The sequence below is a fragment of the Chitinophaga caseinilytica genome (assembly GCF_038396765.1).
Classification (GTDB): domain Bacteria; phylum Bacteroidota; class Bacteroidia; order Chitinophagales; family Chitinophagaceae; genus Chitinophaga; species Chitinophaga caseinilytica.
This window is the reverse complement of record NZ_CP150096.1, coordinates 6,109,067-6,130,144: the sequence shown is the minus strand read 5'-3', so window position 1 is coordinate 6,130,144 and position 21,078 is coordinate 6,109,067. Positions and strand designations below refer to the sequence as shown.

Sequence of the window (21,078 nt, the reverse complement as noted above, 5' to 3'; positions counted from 1 at the left end):
GGGAGGCGTTCCCGCAAATGATGATCAGGATTCGCTTTTTTATGTTGGGGGGCATTCCCGGAAATGATGCATCAGGCTGCGTTTTTTTATGTTGGGTGGTATTCCCGGAAATGATGGATCAGGCTGCGCTTTGCGTGGCCGCGTTTTTTTATGTTGGGAGGCGTTCCCGCAAATGATGGATCAAGGATTGCTTTTGGGGAGCTGAAATATGGCGTGGCGGATGCTTTCCGCCTGCAGGACGGGATATAATTTCCAGTTTGGTAACGTTATCGGTGCAACGCCGGTTCAACAGTCAGATATCCTCACGGTGATGGCTGGTGTAGCTGGCAGTGATGTCAAATTCACGGACGTTGATGGAATTTTCATAAACATTATGGGAATTTTAACGCTACGTCAAAAAAAGTTAATTTTTTATTTTGGAGGTAACGCAACTTTGACTAAGTTGCATCCGTTCGTAATTCGAATGCAAATCTGTGCGTGAAAATGAAAAGTGCTCCCGGGATGCCACAGGTTTTTTTTATTGCCAAAACGCTAAAACGTTTTATCAATAAGGAAAACAGGCCAGGGGAGAGGAAGGCTGCACAGGTTTTATTTGGATCGATCCGCTAAAACGATTTATTAGACATTAACAGTGAACAGGGGATATAAAGCCAATTAACGGAAACCATCACCCTCCATTTATTATCAGCCACCGATTCAACCGTATGTAGACCGGCCTTCCACGCCGGATGGAATTGCATTGCCATGAATGATCGCTATGCCTGGATGCGCATACCCGTTATGACCTCCGCATCGCTTCGTTCAAGACGATAAGGGTTATCTATTTTTTAATGTTTTTCATTCAAGTATCACAAATTAAAATCTAAGGAAGCTATGCGAAGAATTCTTCTGCTTGCCACGTTGCTGTTATGCTGCCTCGCCCCGCACGCCTGGGCGCAGCAAAAAAAGCAGTATCCGGCTCGGTTAAAGATGCCACCGGAACGCCACTCCCAGGCGTCACCATCCTGGAAAAAGGTACTTCCAACGGTACCGTCACCACCGCCGACGGTTCCTTCAAAATCAGCGTAGAGCCCTCCGCCACGCTGCTTTTCACCTTCATGGGCTACGCCCAGCAGGAAGTACCCGCCTCCGCATCCTCTTTCAACATCGTGCTGAAAGACGATCAACGCTCGCTCAACGAAGTAGTGGTAACCGCCATGGGCTTCAAGCGCGAACAACGTAAACTCGGTTACGCAGTTACCGAGCTCAAAGGCGCCGAAATCGCCAAAACGAATTCCATCAACCCGGTTGCCGCCCTCCAGGGTAAAGTAGCCGGCGTAGACATCTCCGGCGCTGCCGGCGGCCCCCAGGCTGCCAGCCGCATCGTACTCCGCGGCGCTAAATCGCTCAACGGGAAAGATCAGCCGATCTTCGTGATCGACGGTACCATCTTCGAGAACGACGCGTCAGACAATGCCGTGAATTTCGGTAACGTCCTGAAAAACTTCAACCCGGACGATTTCGAGACCGTTACCGTACTGAAAGGCGCCGCCGCCACAGCACTCTACGGCTCCCGCGCCATCAACGGCGCCGTGCTCATCACCACCAAAAAAGGCACCTCCCGCAAAGGGATTGGTGTAGACGTGAGTCAGACCGTTCAAATGGAAAGCGTGTACAGAACGCCCATCGCCCTGCAAAACAAATACGGGGCCGGCCAAAACCCCTACTTCCGCCAGGAAGCAGGCGGCGTGCAGGCGATCGACTGGGTTGGCGGCTACAGCTACGGCCCTGAAATGCTCGGCCAGAACGTAAAGCTGCCCAACGGCGAATTCGCCCCCTTCAGCGCACAACCCAACAACTGGAAAAATTCTTACCAGACCGGTAAATACTACAACACCAACGTTGCGGTGGAAGGCGGGAACGAAAACGCGAACTTCCGCGCTTCGTACTCCCACCTGGACAATAACAGCGTAATGCCCAACAACGGCTTCAAACGCGATGTGTTTTCCCTGAAGTCGTCTGCCATCGTTTCCAAATACCTCTCCGTTGAAGGCGGCGCATCCTACGCCACCTCCACTTCGCTGAACCCCACCCGCCAGGGTGGCGACTACACCAACGAAAACGTGGGCCGTAAATTCATTTACGTGTTCCCCCGTAACTATAACGTAGACTTCTGGAAATCCCGCTACAAAGTGCCTACCCAGAACGGCCGCGACCTCCTGGACGCACTCGGTGAATATCCCGGTATCGACTACTGGTGGACGCTGAACGAAGACAGCTGGAAACGCAAGGAAAGCCTTTTCATGGGTAACCTCGCTTTCAACATCACTGCAACCGACTGGATGAAATTCGTGCTTCGCGGTAACTTCAGCAACGAACAGTTGTCTGACGACCGCCGCCAGCTCGGCTGGGGCCCCAACTTTGGCGGTTCCCGCGGTATGTTCGCCACCGCCGGGCAGAACAAAACGCAGTATACCCTCACCGGTATCGCCATGATCTCCCCGAAAATCCGCAACAAAGACTGGACGGCCAACGTAAACGTAGGCGCAGAAATGTGGAACTCCGGGATCGGCAATAAATGGGATATGAACACCCGCGACGGTCTTCGTACCCCCGGTCTCTACGACATGAAGAACAGCGTGGGAACGGTAAATTCCAACTACTACGCTTTGGGCCGCAAACGCATCAATTCGTTGTTTGCCGCCGCCAGCGTTTCCTACAAGAACGCTTACTTCCTGGACGTAACGGCGCGTAACGACTGGTCCAGCGCACTGACCTATCCCAATGGTTCCGGCGACAATTCTTACCTGTACCCCTCCGTGAGCGCAGCGTGGGAATTCACCGAAACTTTCAAGCAAAGCATGCCCTCCTGGGTTACTTATGGTAAACTCCGTGCGAGCTATGCTTATGTGGGTGGCGACCTCGATCCGTTCCTGAACAACACCGGTTATGTGACCGGCTCTATCTGGAACGGTGCCGGCCAGGCCAACCTGCCCATCAACAACATTTTCCAGCCCGACCTGCTGCCGAACCAGAACCTGAAGCCTTCCATGGCGGGTAACTTCGAATTCGGTGCAGACGTTCGTTTCCTGAACAACCGCCTGGGCCTGGACGTTGCCGTTTACCAGGCAGACATTAAAGACCAGATCATCCAGCTCGACGTTCCCTACGAATCCGGTGTGAAACGCAAGATCATCAACGCCGGTCACTTCCGTAACAGGGGGATCGAGGTGGCGATCAACGCACGCCCCATCGAAGGGAAGAATTTCGGATGGGACCTCACGCTGAACGGTAGCCGCAACATCAATACCATCATCAAGCTCGACCCCGCCATCAGCACTTACGAGCTGAGCAGCGACCAGGACGTTCGCGCCATCGCGCAGGTAGGCAAAGCTTATGGTGAACTGGTGACCGACTACGCGTACGTTCGTGATCCCAAAACCGGTCTGCCCGTTATCAACAACGGCGGAACTTCCTTCAAACGCGGGTTCGCATCCGTAGGTAATATCACGCCGGATTTCAACCTCGGCCTGAACAATAACTTTACCTACAAGAACTGGAGCCTCGGATTCCTCATCCAGGCGCGCATCGGCGGCGATATCTTCTCCGCTTCGCACCAGTACGGCACCGGCCGCGGTACCCTGGAAAGCACCCTGCCCGGCCGCGACGCCGCCAGCGGTGGTCTTGCCTGGACAGACGCAGAGGGCCGCCAGCGTAACGATGGCATGATCCCTGATGGTGTGTTCGAGAACGGCACCAAGCGTACGGTTAACGGAAATGAAGTAGACCTGAGCGGCATGACTTACCGCGACGCATATAACAAAGGATATGTGACCGCCATGAGCCCCTTCAACTATTATTCCATGATCGGCGACTGGGGTATCGGTATCCGCGAGGCTTCCGTGTTCGACGCAACGTATGTGGCGCTCCGCGAAGTATCCGTAGGCTACAACATGCCTTCTTCCATCACCAGCAAACTGAAACTGAGCAAGCTCCGCGTGATGCTGGTTGGCCGTAACCTCGGCTACCTGTTCAACAATCTGCCCGACAACATTAATCCCGAAGGCATCCGTAACAACGCCACCTCCGCATTCTCAGAATATGGCGGTACGCCGTTCGTGCGGAATATGGCGTTCACCGTTCAGGTTGGTTTCTAACATCAAAAACGAAAGATTATCATGAAAGCAATGCATAAATTCGGAATGGGTGCGCTGGCACTGGCTACTTTCGCTTCCGCCTGCACCCGCGACTTTGCCGAGATGAACACGAGCCCGGAAATCAGCAAAGACATGAAGCCGGAGCAACTCATCACGCTGACACAAAAAACGATGGTAGACCGCGATTTCGAGTGGTTCTACGATAACTATTCATACATCATGCCCTGGATGCAGTTCACCGTATCTTACCCGAACGGTAACCCGGCTTCCATTTTCAACCTGGTTTCCAACGTAAACGGGTTTTACTCTGCGTTCTATAACGACTTCGGCCGCAACCTGGCCGATATCCAGCGCCAGGTAAATGCCATGGCGGGGGAAGAAAGGGCCCGCTACGCGCACATCGCCGCTATCGCCACCGTACACAAGGTATGGGGCGCCTGGCGCACGACAGACGTGAATGGCAGCATTCCCTACTCCGAGGCCATGGGCGCCCGCACCGATCAGAACTTCACGCCGAAATACGATAACCAGGCTGCACTGTACGCACAGTTCGATGCCGAGCTCAAAGGCGCGATCGCCGCGCTGACAACGCCCGCCGCCGGACAGATCAGCTTCGGTAATGCCGACGTGTTCTATGGCGGAGACGCTGCGAAATGGGCAAAAGCCGCCAACGTGCTGCGCCTCAAAATCGCCATGCGCCTCCTGGAGCGCGACCAGCAGAAGACCCGTCAGATCGTGGCCGAAGTACTGGCCAGCCCTGCAGGCCTTTTCGCCGGTAACGCGGAAGAATGGAAATTCATTTCCGGTAACCAGAACTTCGCCCGTGGCGGTAACTGGAATGCGCAGGGCTTCGCTACCCGCGGTGGCCAGGCCGTCGTGAATTACCTGTACGATAACGCCGATCCGCGCCTGGCACTCTTCTTCAAGAAGAACGCCTTTACCCAGTCTGTGTTCAACCGGCTGAAAGCAGGCGGCGCGTTCCCTGCGTCCGCCACCTGGAACCCCCGCCAGTACGTGGGTGTTCCGGCTTCTCCGGATGCGTCCAAGCTGCCCGCCAACGCGAAGTTGTTTGGTGTGAAGAGCTACCAGATCACGGAAAACGGGGCTTCTTTAACCGTTAACTACGATACGCTCTCCACTTACCAGAACCGCCTGTTCGACCTCGGTTCGGATGGCGCTGGCGACGGCCGTTACACGCAGCCGATCGCTTCCTACGCCGAAATGTGCTTCCTGATATCCGAGCTGTCGGTGCGTGGTATCTCCACCGAAGATGCGCAGGCCTGGTACGTGAAAGGAGTGAAAGCTTCCATCCGTGCTTATGAGCAAATGGGCAAAGACGCGAACATCGTGGAATTCGCGGCCATCAACGAAGCGGATATCGATGCCTACCTTGCCAAACCGAACGTGGCATTCACAGGTACTACGGAAGTGCTGCTCGAGAAAATCGGCATCCAGCAATACCTGAACCACTTCAAGCAACCCTGGGAAGCCTGGGGCAGCTGGAAACGCCTGGGGTATCCCAAAGTGGGCGGCATCCTGAACCGCGAAGCGTTCGTGGCAGACGGAACCACCCGTGAAACCCCGCGCCGCTGGGCCCTCCCGGTGCCGCAGACGCTCAACCGCCCGAACTACAACGCAGCCGTGCAGGAAATGATCGCCGGCGGCGAATATGGCACCGCCGTGGAAGAAATCACCGGCCGTGTTTGGTGGGATAAAAAATAGCCACAGTTAATAATGATAAAAGGGGGCTGACCAATTTATTTTGGTCGGCCCCTTTTGTTTGTCATGATGTACTGTAATTTTATTTAATATAACGGTGGTGTTCAGCTTATCCTGTTGCGCCGCCGGCCGGATATTCGCCGTTTGCTTTAGCGACTTCAGCTACAATACTTTATAATTATAGGTACGGAAGTGCCGGCAACTTATTCTTTTCTAGTTGGACTTTGTGATATTTTTAGGAAGTAGTATTAACTTTTGCGATTTTTCTTCAGACAATTGTTATTTATTCCATTTCTTTTTACCTTTAAGTTAATGTTAAGCAAAACTGACCTGTACAAACAAAGGATTTTGAAGGAGCTCTGCTTCGGCAATGCCTTGTCTGGTACGGAGATCAGTTCGCGGATAGATAAAAGCATGCCCGTGACGGTCCGCCTGTTGGGTGAACTGGTGAATGAGGGGCTGGTGGAGGAAAAGGGATATGCACCTTCTTCCGGCGGCAGGCGGCCACAGATATATGCCCTAAAACCGGGCAAGATGTATGTGGTATCGGTGGCGATGGACCAGTTGGTGACGCGCATGGCCGTCATCGATATGCAGAATTGCGATATTATCTGCACCGAAAAAATCGGGCTGCCGTTGGCGAAGAATCCGGATGTGCTGGAAACATTGGCCAATCAGCTGAACCGGTTCATCGACAATTCGACGATCGCCCGCGATAAAATCATTGGGATGGGCATCGGGATGCCTGGTTTTGTGGACGTCTCCAAAGGGATCAACTATTCCTTCCTGGAAACCCAGACCAGCATCGTCGATTTTTTGGAGAAGCGGGTAGGGATACCGGTCCACATAGACAACGACTCCAGTCTGATCGCATTGGCGGAATTCAGGCTGGGCGCGGCCCGGGGCCGGAACGACGTAATGGTGATCAATATTAACTGGGGGATAGGCCTGGGGCTCGTTTTGAATGGCGTTTTGTTCCGTGGATGCACGGGGTTTGCCGGGGAGTTCAGCCATATCCCGCTTTTCGTTAATAATAAATTGTGCGCCTGCGGCAAAAGTGGTTGCCTGGAAACCGAAGCATCCATGCTGGTAGTCATCGAAAAGGCAGTGGAAGGATTGAAAAAAGGGCGCGTTTCTACCATGGAAGCCTTGCCTGAAGATATTGAGGAAGCCTGCCATGCAATTATCAATGCAGCTATTCAGGGCGATACCTTCGCTGTAGAACTGCTTTCGGAAGCCGGCTATAACATCGGAAAGGGGATTGCCATCCTCATTCATGTGCTCAATCCCGAATTGATCGTACTGAGCGGCCGGGGGGCTTCAGCGGGCAAACTCTGGCTGGCGCCGGTACAGCAGGCAATTAACCATTATTGCATACCGCGGCTGGCATCCAAATCGGAATTAACCGTGTCTGCATTCCATCAACGCGCAGAACTGATCGGTGCAGCGGCGTTGGTCATTGAAAATTTTGACAGGCAACCGGTGAAAAATAAGGTGGACCGCGTGTTGGTATGATCACCCGCGCGAACATCGTCAGGCGGGAAGGTAAAATTCCCGGCGAAAGCATTATAGAGAAGCAATATGTAGTCGAATAATAATAGTGAACGAATATTAATATATTTTTTACAACCAGAATCAGACGAAAGGAAAAAGCCGAAAGAAGGCTTGGAAGAAGTAGAGGCAACTAAAATTATAGATGGACAATTGACGACAGATAGAATTGGCATCCCAAATACAACCAGAATCAGTGAAAGGAGCACGCCCGCAGATTGGGCTATGATGTAGTAATAGGGCTACCAGATACAACCAGGATCAGTGAACGGAGCACGCCCGCAGATGGGGCTTTAAATCAAAAACAGATGAACAATTGACAACGGGCAGATTTGGCATCCCCTATACATTCAGTATCAGTGAACAAGAAGGTCCCGAAGAATGGGTTTTGATGCAGTAACAGACAGTCGTGTTGATCGTAACAGCGGTCGGCATCGTTGGGCGTTATCGCATCCCGGTGAACAAGTATAGGCCTGCCAATTGCTACTTTGTATTAGTTATCAATCAATTATCAACGGTGAACAAGAACGCATCATCACACATGACGCCATCGGTCGATTAAATTCGGCCCGAAAGAATGCTGCTATGCATGAATAATCAATCAAAATACAGACAGTGAACAAATTGGAACATCAGCTGAAACAACCAGGATCAGTTTGAAAGGGAACGGCCCGGATGGGCTTCGATGTATTAATCAACCAAACATAGACAAATCGCTATTAAACTTTCTAATCTAAAACAACTGCAACATGAAAGATGCAAAACGGCGGATCTCAATGATCCTGTTATTTTGTTTTTGGGTGGGCATTGCGATGGCTCAGCAAAAACGAACAATCTCGGGAAGGGTTACCGATGTAAATGGAGAAGCCGTGCCTGGGGTCACGATTCTCGTTAAAGGTACCTCCACTGGTGGCGCTACCGATGCAAACGGGAAATACAGCATTACCACTGATAAACCCAATGCCATATTGGTTTTTAGCTCCATCGGCTTCAAGCCCCAGGAGATTACGCTCGGCCAGAGCAACGAAGTGAACGTCGTGATCGAAACGAGCGCCGTCGGCCTGGACGATGTGGTGGTAACCGCTCTCGGCATTAAAAGGGAACGGAAAGCCGTTGGGTACGCTATCTCCACGATCAAAGGGGAAGACCTGACGAAAGCCGGCGCCACTTTGAACCCCTTCCTCGCCTTGTATGGCAAGGCCGCAGGCGTGGGAATCAACATTTCCTCGTCGGGCCCCACCGGCGGTGTGAACGTGCGTATCCGCGGCGCTGCCGGTCTGGAATCGAATACGAACACAAGGCCGTTGTTCGTAGTGGATGGTGTGCCGCTGTATGATGAAAAAACTTCGATGGAAAGCAGGGGATATGACCCGCTCAACTCTTTCGACTACGGATCTGGCGTGAACGACATCAACTCCGACGATATCGAATCGATAGAAATCCTCAAAGGCGCAAAAGCTACCGTGCTTTACGGCAGCCAGGCGCTCAATGGCGTGGTGCTCATCACTACGAAAAACGGGAAACAGACAAGAGGGCTCGGCATTCAGGTGTCTCACCAGATTACTGTTGACAAACCGTTTACCTTCATTGATTTTCAAAATGAATTCGGAACGGGCGCCTCGGTACGCGATACCCAATACACGGTGCTCAACGGGGTAAATACAAGGGTACTTCCGAAGAACCGCCTCAGTTTCGGGCCCAGGTTCGATAACAGCAAAGTGATGCTCTACGATAGCACCATGGGCACTTACAAAGCTTATCCCAATAACTTTATCGATTTCTTTAATACCGCATTGTCGAACCGCACCAACGTTGCGATTTCGGGAGGCGGTGCTATGGGTAGCGTGAGAGCTTCCTACACCCGCAATACCTACGAAGACGTAATTCCAGGGTTTACACAGAAGAACAATACCTTCAGCTTTAACGGTAATTTCAAGGTTTCGCCGTTCGCAACTTTTGAATTCGTAAATAACCTGTACAGCGTGCAAACGAAAAACCGTCGCCCCAACATTCAACAGTTTGTAGCAACGGGTCTGAACAGGGACTATGACTATAACTGGATGAAATCGTTCTACCACGACGCGGAAGGCTTTAGAAGAGACCTGGAGCCCTGGGGGCTTCAAGCTAACTCCCCCGGTTTATGGCCTAACGCAGTTGCAGGGATCATGTGGGAGCAAAATGATAATAAAGATCAGGACAAAAAGTTGCACCTCGTAAGCTCTATCCGGTCTACGCTCCAGTTTACAAAAAATATATCCATGATTGCGCAGGCTTCATTGGATTATACCAATACGGATTTCATTACCGAAAATAAAATCATCCGCATGGCACCAGTAAGGGTAGGTGGTAAGTACAGCTGGACCAAACGGAACATGACCGTACAGAACTACCAGGCCCTGTTGAAATATGAAAAAGACTTCAGCAAGGATTTCAGTTTCTTCGCTTTCGGTGGCGGTGCTTATCAGAAAGTGTCTGAGAACAATATGTACTCCTCCACTGGCGATATGGGCCTGATTTTCCCCGACTGGTTTTCGCTCGGCAACGCAGATACAAGGTTCTGGCCTACCTCTGGCGACAGAGGCAAAGTATCCGGTTTGAGCAGGGGCTCCGACGCATTGTATAGCGCATTAGGCTCTGCAACGCTTTCCTGGAGAGAAACGTTCTACCTGGAATTGCAGGCAAGGAACGACTGGAACTCCACGCTGCAGGCACCAAACTACTCTTACTTCTACCCGGGCGTGTCGCTCACCTATAATTTCTCGAACGACTTTAAAGTTCCCTACCTCCAATACGGTAAGCTCCGTTTCGCATGGGCAGACGTAGGTGGTGGGCCTACCACAGCGGTTGGCAACAGGTATTTCGCCAACGATGCATACAGCGTGGGCCAGCTTCCCTACGGTTATGGGCCTACTTCCGTAACGCCTCCTTCGGCACTCTTCCTGGAGCCTTTGAAACCCTTCCGGAAGCGTGAATTTGAAATGGGCTTCAATACAAGATGGTTTGACAGAAGCCGTGTTGAGATCGACTTCTCTTTCTACACCAACAATGTGTACGATCAGATCGTACAACAGCCGATCACACCGGCAACCGGCTACACCTCGGCAAAAATCAATACCGGTAACGTGAAAAACTGGGGCCTCGAGCTCTTGATCAAAGGAGCACCGCTCGCTACCTCGAAATACCGCTGGGATTTGACTTTTACGGCTGCTAACCAGTTTTCCAAGGTTAAGAAGCTGTATCCCGGCATTACCCAGAAATACATTGACGGCAACTCCGGGTTCCAGGTTTGGGCAAAAGAAGGGGAGCGCATAGGTGAAATCCGTGCGTATGACTACAAACGCACACCCGATGGCAACAAGATCGTTGGCGAAAATGGTTTGTATGCACTGAGCGATCAGGTGACCAACACCGGCAGGAACGTAAACCCCAAAGTGTTTGGCGGTTTGTACAGCGACTTCTCGTTTAAAGGCTTCAATTTCCATATCGGCATCGATTACAAATTCGGTGGCACCATCTTCTCCTACACTAACAACTACCTCATGGGTACGGGCGTGATCAAGGCATCGGTTGCCGGCAGGGATGAAGCATCCGGTGGATTGGCCTATTACGTAGATAATACTTCCGGCGCCAATGTGAAATGGGAACACAATAAACCGGCTCCCGGTAATGCACGCGATGGTATCGTTTACCACGACGGTATCGTGCTGGATGGCATGAAGGAAGTGACTACGGGCGGTTCTACCACTTTTGAAAAGAACGATCGCATCATCAGCGCTCCGTCTTACTACCAGACCTATATCAACGACCTTGGCACTTCCTGGCCTCCGGACCGCCTGTTCAAAAACGATTACATCAAACTGCGCGAGCTTTCCCTCGAATACGCACTGCCCAAGAGAGTTTCGAATATGCTGAAGTTGCAGAAACTTTCGCTGACTGCTGCAGCAAGAAACCTGGGATATATTTATAAGACCTTGCCCAACGTAGATCCGGAAGGAGCTTTGGGTGCACAGGGATATATCGAGAATTCATTCTATCCCTCTATCAGGTCCTTCAGTTTCGGTGTAAATGTTAGTTTCTAAAAAGCTTCAAAAGGAAAATCATGAAAAAGATAATCATAGGGATAATTGCATTTTCAATAGCGCTTTCGTCTTGCAAGAAGTCGCTTGAAAAAGAATTCCCCAACCCGGAAAACTATGACAAAACCGGTAACCTGTTTGCCGGGATGTTCACCAAAACCCTCTACTCCTGGAAGCTGTATGTGCAGGATTATGGCGAATGGTGGTGGGAGCTGGCTGGCACCGGTTCGATGGGCGTTGCCGGTTACTCACAGGTATGTCAGCGCTATATTACCGACCGGTACGCCTGGTTCTCGACTTTCGACGACCTTACCGGCACTACGGCCTTCGGTTCCGAAAACCAGCTTTGGCAGAACAGGCTGGGCGCCTTCTACGGCAGCGTAAACGCGTGGGCCGTTATTAAAGACAATATCGCAACGGTAACTGGCGCCGAGCTGGACGATAACAAGATCTACTACTCGCTTACAACCGTGATGAAGGATTATGCGGCGTTGCTGGCGGTTGACTTTTATAATGGTATTCCCTACTCGGAAGCGTTCAAGGGCAAAGACAGGCTGTTTTTCCCCAAATATGACGATCCGAAGGAAATCTATAAAAGCGTGTTGGATGAGCTGAAAAAAATATCAAATGAGCTGCCCGGGGAATATGATAAAATGTCCGTATCCGCGAAAGCAGTATTCAATACACAGGATATTGCGTTCCGTGGCGATGTAAACGCATGGGTGCAATACATCAATGCCATCCGGCTGAAATTTGCAGTAAGGATTTCAGGAGTTGAGGAAGCGTTTGCCAAAGGGCATATCCAGGATGTACTTTCCAAGAAAAATCTTCCCACGGCAGACCAGGTATGGGCCATGCCATATGCTTTGATGGGCAATGGTGGCGGCGAATGGATCCGCGGTATCAGCGAAGGCTGGCCCGCCACATTCATCCCCGATATTATCATGCGGAGGATTAGCCGGAACAATCCCCGTTACGAGCCGGGTATCGACGACCCGCGGCTGCCCGTTCTGGCAATGCCTACGAAGTTCAGCGAATTTACTGCCATTCCGGCTATATTGGACTATCGTGGCGTAAACATGAACGCTGATGGCCAGAAAGCTGCCTATGTTGCCGGCGAAAGGTATTATACCGGCGGCCCGTATGGCGAATTGGCCGAGCACTTGAAACAGAACTCCCGTTCCATGTATAGCCTCGCTACGTTTGCACGTAACGAAACATTTCCGGTGTATATGATGTCGTTGGCGGAAACGGACCTGTTGTTATCGGAAGTGGCCCTCAAAAATCTCGGCGCAACCGGGAAAACGGCCGCAGAGCATATTAAAGACGCGATCAGCCATTCCACGGATTTCTGGTATACGCTGAACAAGAACAGCCCCTTTGCCGCAGGAAATCCGATTATGCATCCTGCCAAACCTTCCGCAGCTGTTATCGGTACCTTTGCTGACTCCATTGTTACCAGGTTCAACAGCAGAGGGAACGTAGAGGATAAGATGGAATTGATCATGCAGCAGAAGTATATCCACCTGAACCTCATGTGCCCTTACGAATTATGGGCAGAATTGAGAAGGACGCGCCATCCCAAACTGGAGCCCATGACCTTCAACGCCAAAGTGATGAAGCCGCTCCCGGAACGTTTGAGATATCCTACTTCAGAGCAGCAGACCAATCCTGACAACTACGCTACCGTTAAGAGCCAGGATAACTTCACCACCCCGATATTCTGGGTGCCTACCGCACTGAGAGGCGTTAAACCGTATTGGGACAATTACAACTACGAATAAGATAAGTGAATTGTAGACAATGCATACAGGGGCCGGCTGAAAAGCCGGCCCCTGCTTTTTTAAGGTACGGCCGGAATTATTACAGCTGCCGTTCAAAAAGCAAGGGGCGACTAATTTCTTAGTCGCCCCTTTATGCGTTCGGTCGAAAAGGATTATTGCAGCATGTCCTTGATCTCGCTCAGTTTCATCAAAGCCTGCACGGGCGTGAGGCGGTTGATGTCCATCTCGCTGAGCTTTTCACGGATGGCCTTGAACGTATCGCTGTGCGAATCGAAAATGCTGAGCTGCATCTTCTGCACCGGCGCGGCGATCTGCTCCATGGGCGCCTCGATATGCTGGCTTTCCAGCTGGGAGAGGATTTCATTTGCCCGCTTGATGAGCTGTGGCGGCATCCCGGCGATACGGGCCACGTGGATACCGAAGCTTTGGCTGCTGCCGCCCGGCGCCAGTTTCCGGAGGAAGATGATCTTGTTGCCGACTTCTTTATTGGTGATATGGAAGTTTTTCACGCGGGAATGCGTGTTCTCCAGTTCGTTCAGTTCGTGGTAGTGCGTGGCGAAAAGGGTTTTGGGACGGTGTTCCGTCATATCGTGCAGGTACTCCACGATGCTCCAGGCGATGGAAATCCCGTCGTAGGTGCTCGTTCCCCGGCCGATCTCGTCGAGGATGATGAGGCTGCGCGGCGAAATGTTGTTGATGATGCTCGCCGTTTCGTTCATCTCCACCATGAAGGTCGATTCCCCGCCGCTGAGATTGTCGCTCGCGCCGACGCGGGTGAATATTTTGTCGGTCAGCCCGATTTCCGCCGCGCTGGCAGGCACGAAACTGCCCATGTGCGCCATGAGCGTGATGAGCGCCGTTTGCCGCAGCAATGCCGATTTACCCGACATGTTGGGCCCGGTGAGGATGATCACCTGCTGCTGCTCGTGATCGAGCAACAGATCGTTGTTGACGTAGCTTTCCCCCGGCGGCAATCCCTGTTCGATCACGGGGTGGCGGCCTTCGGTAATGTTCAGCTGGAAACCGTCGTTCACCACCGGCCGGCGGTATTTGAACTGCACGGCGTTATGCGCGAAGCAATGGAGGCAGTCGAGCCGCGCAAGGGCCTGTGCGTTGCGCTGCACGGGCACGATGAATTCCTGCAGGGCGAGGATCAGCGCATCGTACAGCTGTATTTCCAGCGCCATGATCTTATCTTCCGCGCCTACGATTTTCTCTTCATATTCCTTCAGCTCCGGCGTGATGTAACGTTCGGCGTTGGCGAGGGTTTGCTTGCGGATCCAGTTGTCGGGCACCTTGTTCTTGTGCGTGTTGGTCACTTCGAGATAATACCCGAACACGTTGTTGAACGCCACTTTGAGGGAAGGGATCCCCGTTGCCTCGGATTCCTGCTGCTGGATGCGGAGCAGGTATTCCTTGCCGCTGGAGGCGATGGCGCGGAGATCGTCGAGCGTAGCGTCTACCCCTTCGCGGATCACGCCGCCTTTGTTAGCCAGCACGGGCGGGTTATCGGAAATCTGCTGCAAAATCCTGTCCAGGATAGGCCTGCAGGGATCGAGCTGTTCCTGTAACTGCCGCAGCATGGGGTCTTGCACGTCGCCGAGGAGGGCGGAAACGTCTTCCACTTCTTTCAGCGCCCTGGCCAGCTGCATCACTTCGCGCGGATTGATCTTGCGGAGCGGGATTTTGGACACCAGCCTTTCGAGGTCGCCCACGTTGCGGAGGTGCAGTTGTAATTTATGGGTGAGGTCGGTTTCGCGGATGAGGGTTTCCACGGCATCGAGCCTTTCGTTGATCTTCTGAATGTCGCGAAGGGGGAACACGATCCAGCGTTTGAGCAGGCGCGCGCCCATGGGCGTAAGCGTATGGTCGAGCGTGCCGATGAGCGATTTCCCTTGCTCCACGGTGCTTTGCAGCAGCTCGAGGTTGCGGATGGTAAAGCGGTCCATCCACAGGAAATCATCCTGGTCGATGCGCTGCAAGCTGGTAATATGCTGCAGGTTGGGATGCTCAGTGTCTTTGAGATAATGCATGGTGGCGCCTGCGGCGATGATCGCTTCACCCAGTTCCTCCACACCGAACCCTTTCAGGTTATGCGTTTCGAAATGCTTGAGCAGGATCTCGCGGGCGTAGGTGCCCGTGAAAATCCACTCGTCGAGGTTATAGGTATAAAACCTCGACCCGAACGTTTGCCGGAAATGCTTCTGCTGTTGCCGCGCGAAGATGACTTCTGCGGGGCGGAACGATTGCAGCAATTTGTCGATATATTCAAGGCTGCCCTGCGCGATGTAGAACTCGCCGGTGGAAATATCGAGGAAAGCCACGCCGGTCACGTCTCCCCCGAAATGAACGGCGGCCAGGAAGTTGTTCTGGCTGTTTTCGAGGATTTTATCGTTGACGGCCACGCCGGGCGTCACCATTTCGGTCACCCCGCGCTTCACGATGCCCTTCACGGTTTTCGGGTCTTCCAGCTGGTCGCACACCGCCACGCGATGCCCGGCTTTTACGAGTTTGTGGAGGTAGGAGTCCAGCGAATGGTGCGGGAAACCGGCCAGGTCCACGAACGAAGCGGAGCCGTTGGCCCTTTTGGTGAGCACGATACCGAGTACTTTCGACGCGATAACGGCGTCCTGGTTGAACGTTTCATAAAAATCTCCCACCCTGAAAAGCAGCACGGCATCCGGATACCGGGCTTTGATGGCGTTGTGCTGCTGCATCAGGGGCGTTTCTTCCGTTTTGCTTTTAGCCATGCGGCAAATATAGGGCGCCGGAGGCGAAGGGCGATGGACGGTGGAAAAAATGAGGGCAATATGCCCCCTTGAAGTATCTTTGCGGCATGCGGAAGTTACAAATGGACGAGCTTGGCCGGAAATCGGTCGCGGAATTCAAGGCGGCAGACAAGACGCCGCTCGTAGTGGTATTGGATAATGTACGAAGCATGCACAACGTAGGTTCCGTGTTCCGGACGGCCGACGCGTTCCTTCTCCAGGGCGTCGCCCTGTGCGGGTACACGCCCGTTCCCCCGCACCGCGACATTCAGAAAACCGCGCTGGGCGCCACCGATACGGTTGAATGGCAGTATTTCGCTTCTACCGTGGAAGCCGTGGAAGCCCTCAAGGCCGAGGGTTTCGCCATCATCGCCATCGAACAGGCCGCCAGCAGCGTGATGCTCGATGGTTTTCAGCCGGCAGACAAGCCACTGGCGCTGGTTTTCGGGAACGAAGTGAGCGGGGTTGACCCGGCCGTGATGCAACTGGCCGATGGCTGTATCGAAATCCCGCAGCTCGGGATGAAACATTCCCTCAACATCTCCGTCAGCACGGGGATCGTTATCTGGGACCTTTTTTGTAAACTGACCAAAGCTCAATAGACCATGGCATCTCAGACTATCCGGAATTACCTGTCGCTCGTTAAATTCAGCCACACCATTTTCGCCATGCCTTTCGCGCTGACCGGCTTTTTCCTGGCGGTCACCTGGGCAGGGGAGCCCTTCAGTCTGAAGCTTTTCGGGCTGGTGGTACTTTGTATGGTTTTTGCGAGAAGCGCCGCCATGGCGTTCAACCGCTGGCTCGACGCGGAAATCGACCGCCGCAACCCCCGCACCGCCAAGCGCGAGATCCCCGCGGGCATCATCAGCCCCGGCAACGCGCTGTATTTCATTATCGGCAACGTGGTCCTGTTCATGGCTACCACCTGGTTCATTAACCTGCTCTGCTTTTTCCTGTCGCCGGTAGCCATTATCGTGGTGTTGGGATACAGCTATACCAAACGCTTCACGCCGCTTTGCCACCTGGTGCTCGGTGTGGGGCTGTCGCTCGCGCCCATCGGGGCTTTCCTCGCGGTAACGGGTTATTTCAGCCTGCTGCCGGTGCTCCTGAGCGTGATGGTGCTTTGCTGGGTGAGCGGGTTCGACATTATATATAGCCTGCAGGACGAAGATTTCGACCGTTCGCAGCAGTTGCACAGCATTCCCGCATGGCTGGGCAAGCCCGGTGCGCTCCGGTTTTCGGAAGTGCTGCACGTCATCACGGCGGCGCTGGCCATCGCCATCGGGCTCATGGGCGGGTTCCACTGGGTGTACTGGATCGGGGCGGCCGTATTCATCGGCATGCTGATCACGCAGCATAAACTGGTGAAACCCGACGATCTGAGCCGGGTGAACATCGCTTTCATGACTTCCAACGGGATCGCGAGCGTCGTATACGCCGTGTTCGCCATCGCCGATATGTTTATTTTCAAAAACTGACGAATGCCGAGAATAATGGCCATCGATTATGGCAAGAAACGTACGGGACTGGCGGTGACCGACCCTTTGAAGATGATCGCCACCGGGTTGGGGATGGTGCCTTCGCATGAGCTGATTCCTTATTTAAAGAAGTATTTCGCTGGGGAAGCGGTGGAGCTGATCATCATCGGTATGCCCCGCAACCTGGACGGTTCCGCGACAGACGCGACGGCCCTGGTGCAGGAGTGCATCCGCATCCTGAAAAAGCACTTCCCGGAAATGCCTCTTAAGCAGATGGATGAGCGATTCACTTCCAAAATGGCTTTCCAGAGTATGCTGGACAGCGGGTTGAAGAAGAAAGACCGCCAGCAGAAGGGACTTGTAGACGAGATCAGCGCCACGATCCTGCTGCAGGAATACCTTCAGTTCAACGGATGACCGGAATTTTCGTAAATTTGCATTTTCCAACAGATTAGCATTAACAATGATATTACCAATCGTAGCCTATGGAGCTGCCGTGCTCCGGGAAGTTTGTCCGGACATCACGCCCGATTACCCGAATCTGCCGCAATTGATCGATAATATGTGGGAAACCATGTACGCCTCCAACGGGGTGGGCCTGGCTGCGCCGCAGATCAACAAGCCGATCCGCCTGTTCGTGATCGACAGCAAGCAGATCATCGATAACCTGGAGGAAGACGAGCAGAACGATTTTCCGGGTGATAAGGGTGTGAAGCAGGTGTTCATCAACGCGCACATCGTTGATACCGATGGCGACGATTGGGCGTATAACGAAGGATGCCTCAGCATCCCGAAAGTGCGGGAAGATGTGTACCGTCCCGAAAAAGTGACGCTGCGGTATGTAGACGAAAACTTCCAGCCGCACGAGCAAACCTTCCATGGCGTAACGGCCCGGGTGATTTTCCATGAATACGACCACATCGAGGGCAAACTGTTCATCGATTACCTGAAACCGCTGAAGAAGCGCCTCATCAAAAGCCGCCTCGACGATATTTCCAAAGGAAAGATCCGTGTGGATTATAAGATGATCTTCCCCAAATAATCCCTTCAAGAAAAGGCATTAAAAAATATATTTATGCCTGATTAATTGATATTGTAATAATTTTTATTATTTTAGGGCCACTATTTCCGAATCCAACACTTGGGAACCTCTAATACATATACCGAAATCGAACTGGTGCAAGGCCTCCGCGCGAGAGACCAGCAGATATTCGGGTACCTGTACGATCACTATTCGCCTGCGCTGTATGGTGTGGTGCTGAAAGTGCTCAATGATGAAAATGCTGCCAGTGATGTATTGCAGGAAGTATTCTTAAAAATCTGGCGGGGGATAGAAAAATACGACACAGAGAAGGGGCGTCTGTTTACCTGGATGCTCAATATAGCCCGCAATACCGCCATAGACACACTCCGTTCCAAAGCCCACAAGCTGGATCAAAAAATCCATGAACTCACGAATGACGTATATCTACAAACAAGTCAGCTTGCAGTTCATCCATCCGTGGATCATCTTGGCCTCACCAAGGTGCTGGAAAAGCTGAGCAAAGAACAGCGGACGATTATTGATCTTGCCTACTACAAGGGGTGCACCCAGGAAGAAATCGCCAGGTTGCTGGATATTCCATTGGGAACGGTGAAGACACGGATGCGCAACGCCATTATCCAGTTGCGCAACATTTTAAAACAGTTGTAATCAGTAAATAGCAAAGTGGACGTTCAACGTTACATATCATCCGGTATCATTGAAAGCTACGTCGCCGGGCTGGCCACCGACCCTGAGGTTCGGGACCTGCACAGCGCCATGGCCCAGTCGCCGGAGCTGAAAGCCGCCGTAGACGCGGTTCAGCTCGATATGGAACGGTATGTCGAAATGCAGAGCGTTCCGCCGCCGCCCACTGAAAAAGATAAATTATTCCTCCTCATCAATAATGACCAGTCTGCCGAAATGGTAGACGTCATGGCCGCAGGCCCCGTGCCCGCATACGCCTATGAGGCCGAAGTTCCCCGTGAGCGCAAGCCCCTGCAACTCGTGCATCCCGCATGGAGGGTAGTGGCCGCCGCCGCCATCGCCGGGCTCATCGGTTGCGGATATTACATCTTCCAGCAATCCGGCCAGCAGAACGAATGGAAAGCGAAGTACGAAGCGATCGTCCTCGAAAAGGAGACCATGCTCGCCGAAAACAAAACCTTCCAAACCCGGATGGAGGAAAGCCAGACCATGCTCACCACTATCCGCAACATGAAAACGGTCAACATGTACACGGTTACGCCCACCAGGCCCGGCCTGCTCGCCACCGTTTACTGGAACCAGAAAACACAGGAAGTTCTCCTCACCGTTCATAACCTCCCCGAGCCCGCCGCCGATCAGCAGTACCAACTGTGGAGCATCGTCAACGGTAAACCCGTAGACGCCGGCGTGTTCGAAATGGGCAGCGCCGCCACCGGCTTCCAGAAAATGAAAGCCGTTCCCGGCGCCCAGATGTTCGCCGTTACCCTCGAAAAGAAAGGCGGATCGCCCACGCCCACCCTCACCGCCATGTACCTCGCAGGCAAAGTGGCCGGCTGATAACCCCGCAGGCCCGATTCTTGCAGGTGCCTTACCGGAAATTCTTACATTTGAGCAATGCGAAAAATCATCCTGACGCTACTCGTCATCCCCGCCATATCCGCTTCCGCACAGGATACCGCCCGATATAAAGGCATGACCGTCAATCTCGACGAACACGTCGTGAAAGCCAAACGTATAGGCTTCGACGTAAATGGTTTCATTCGCCGCGTGGAGGAAGACACAACGTTTTACCGCGCTTTCAAGAATCTCCGCATCGTAGGGTTTACGGCCGACAACGACATCCGCATCACCGATAAAAAAGGCGGCAAAACCATCGCCTCGCTCGTTTCCCGCACCCAGCAGCACATGCAGAACGGCTGCCGCAGCATGCAGGTGATCAGCGAAAAAACGACCGGCAATTTCTACGACCGCAAAGGCGATTACAATTATTACACCGCCGAACTTTACGCCAACCTCTTCTTCACGAAAGGAACGGTTTGCGGCGACGAAAGCGGCCCGGCGAAAGGGAGCCTCGCCCGTCACCGCTCCCAACTCAAACAACTCATCTTCAACCCCGGCAAACCCATCACCGGCGTGCCGGTAGTCGGCAGCAAAGTAGCCGTGTTCGACCGCAACCTCATGCGCTATTACGATTTCAGCGTAACGTCGGGCACCTTCGCGGGAACGGATTGCTATGTGTTCGGGGCCGTGATGAAGAAAAACCTCAATTCCATCGACCGCGCCGAAATCGTGTACGACGAGCTCATCACCTGGTTCAGCAAGGAAACCATGGAAATCGTAGGGCGCCGGTATTCCCTGTCGTACAAAACCCTCATCTTCGATTTCAACGTAAAAATGAACGTGCAAATGACTAAGCTCGATGATCTCCTGCTGCCCGCCGTCATCACGTACGACGGCACCTGGAACGTTCCCTTCAAAAAACGGGAGACCGCCGTGTTCACCGCGCGTTTCTCCGAATTCAGGAACTGACGGTATCGCCCAATCATAAAAAAATCCC

The 21,078-nt window shown here is 52.8% G+C and carries 13 protein-coding genes; 12 read left to right on the top strand and 1 reads right to left on the bottom strand.

The window, feature by feature from the left end; genetic code table 11:
• Window positions 1-908: 908 nt before the first annotated feature.
• The 5 genes from WJU22_RS25330 to WJU22_RS25310 all read left to right on the top strand — a co-directional run bounded on the left by WJU22_RS25330 (window position 909) and on the right by WJU22_RS25310 (window position 13,266).
• Window positions 909-4,136 (top strand): SusC/RagA family TonB-linked outer membrane protein, encoded by a 3,228-nt coding sequence (locus WJU22_RS25330; RefSeq protein ID WP_341840957.1) that lies wholly within the window; start codon window positions 909-911, stop codon window positions 4,134-4,136.
• 21 nt (window positions 4,137-4,157) lie between these two features.
• A complete protein-coding gene (locus WJU22_RS25325) occupies window positions 4,158-5,858 on the top strand; it encodes a SusD/RagB family nutrient-binding outer membrane lipoprotein (RefSeq protein ID WP_341840956.1) in 1,701 nt (566 codons plus the stop codon).
• A 309-nt stretch (window positions 5,859-6,167) separates the two neighbouring features.
• On the top strand, window positions 6,168-7,370 hold the full coding sequence (locus WJU22_RS25320; protein ID WP_341840955.1) for an ROK family protein: 1,203 nt from the start codon (window positions 6,168-6,170) through the stop codon (window positions 7,368-7,370).
• A 905-nt stretch (window positions 7,371-8,275) separates the two neighbouring features.
• Window positions 8,276-11,485, top strand: coding sequence for a SusC/RagA family TonB-linked outer membrane protein (locus WJU22_RS25315; RefSeq protein WP_341840954.1), 3,210 nt, complete (start codon window positions 8,276-8,278; stop codon window positions 11,483-11,485).
• Between the two features lie 20 nt (window positions 11,486-11,505).
• Window positions 11,506-13,266 (top strand): SusD/RagB family nutrient-binding outer membrane lipoprotein, encoded by a 1,761-nt coding sequence (locus WJU22_RS25310; RefSeq protein ID WP_341840953.1) that lies wholly within the window; start codon window positions 11,506-11,508, stop codon window positions 13,264-13,266.
• 152 nt (window positions 13,267-13,418) lie between these two features.
• On the opposite strand, the gene mutS is transcribed toward WJU22_RS25310, so the two are convergent.
• A complete protein-coding gene (mutS, locus tag WJU22_RS25305; protein WP_341840952.1) occupies window positions 13,419-16,016 on the bottom strand; it encodes a DNA mismatch repair protein MutS in 2,598 nt (865 codons plus the stop codon).
• Between the two features lie 86 nt (window positions 16,017-16,102).
• On the opposite strand from mutS, the gene WJU22_RS25300 reads away from it, so the two are divergent.
• From WJU22_RS25300 to WJU22_RS25270, 7 genes are all read left to right on the top strand, one after another.
• Entirely contained in the window at window positions 16,103-16,636 is a 534-nt protein-coding gene (locus tag WJU22_RS25300; RefSeq protein ID WP_341840951.1) for an RNA methyltransferase, read from the top strand.
• Between the two features lie 3 nt (window positions 16,637-16,639).
• Window positions 16,640-17,512, top strand: coding sequence for a UbiA-like polyprenyltransferase (locus tag WJU22_RS25295; protein WP_341840950.1), 873 nt, complete (start codon window positions 16,640-16,642; stop codon window positions 17,510-17,512).
• A 3-nt stretch (window positions 17,513-17,515) separates the two neighbouring features.
• Window positions 17,516-17,929 (top strand): Holliday junction resolvase RuvX, encoded by a 414-nt coding sequence (gene ruvX, locus WJU22_RS25290; RefSeq protein ID WP_341840949.1) that lies wholly within the window; start codon window positions 17,516-17,518, stop codon window positions 17,927-17,929.
• A 46-nt stretch (window positions 17,930-17,975) separates the two neighbouring features.
• Window positions 17,976-18,554: a peptide deformylase gene (gene def, locus WJU22_RS25285; protein WP_341840948.1), complete on the top strand. Its 579-nt coding sequence runs from the start codon at window positions 17,976-17,978 to the stop codon at window positions 18,552-18,554.
• A gap of 135 nt (window positions 18,555-18,689) precedes the next feature.
• On the top strand, window positions 18,690-19,205 hold the full coding sequence (locus tag WJU22_RS25280; protein ID WP_341840947.1) for an RNA polymerase sigma factor: 516 nt from the start codon (window positions 18,690-18,692) through the stop codon (window positions 19,203-19,205).
• Window positions 19,206-19,220: 15 nt separating this feature from the next.
• Window positions 19,221-20,078, top strand: coding sequence for an anti-sigma factor (locus WJU22_RS25275; protein ID WP_341840946.1), 858 nt, complete (start codon window positions 19,221-19,223; stop codon window positions 20,076-20,078).
• A gap of 57 nt (window positions 20,079-20,135) precedes the next feature.
• On the top strand, window positions 20,136-21,050 hold the full coding sequence (locus WJU22_RS25270) for a hypothetical protein (RefSeq protein ID WP_341840945.1): 915 nt from the start codon (window positions 20,136-20,138) through the stop codon (window positions 21,048-21,050).
• Window positions 21,051-21,078: the final 28 nt, after the last annotated feature.

Bases quoted from the DNA above. Each gene is read 5' to 3' on its own strand.
- WJU22_RS25270 (WP_341840945.1), top strand. From the start codon at position 20,136: ATGCGAAAAATCATCCTGACGCTACTCGTCATCCCCGCCATATCCGCT.
- def (WP_341840948.1), top strand. From the start codon at position 17,976: ATGATATTACCAATCGTAGCCTATGGAGCTGCCGTGCTCCGGGAAGTT.
- WJU22_RS25325 (WP_341840956.1), top strand. From the start codon at position 4,158: ATGAAAGCAATGCATAAATTCGGAATGGGTGCGCTGGCACTGGCTACT.
- WJU22_RS25330 (WP_341840957.1), top strand. From the start codon at position 909: ATGCTGCCTCGCCCCGCACGCCTGGGCGCAGCAAAAAAAGCAGTATCC.
- ruvX (WP_341840949.1), top strand. From the start codon at position 17,516: ATGCCGAGAATAATGGCCATCGATTATGGCAAGAAACGTACGGGACTG.
- WJU22_RS25320 (WP_341840955.1), top strand. From the start codon at position 6,168: ATGTTAAGCAAAACTGACCTGTACAAACAAAGGATTTTGAAGGAGCTC.
- WJU22_RS25310 (WP_341840953.1), top strand. From the start codon at position 11,506: ATGAAAAAGATAATCATAGGGATAATTGCATTTTCAATAGCGCTTTCG.
- mutS (WP_341840952.1), bottom strand. From the start codon at position 16,016: ATGGCTAAAAGCAAAACGGAAGAAACGCCCCTGATGCAGCAGCACAAC.
- WJU22_RS25295 (WP_341840950.1), top strand. From the start codon at position 16,640: ATGGCATCTCAGACTATCCGGAATTACCTGTCGCTCGTTAAATTCAGC.
- WJU22_RS25300 (WP_341840951.1), top strand. From the start codon at position 16,103: ATGCGGAAGTTACAAATGGACGAGCTTGGCCGGAAATCGGTCGCGGAA.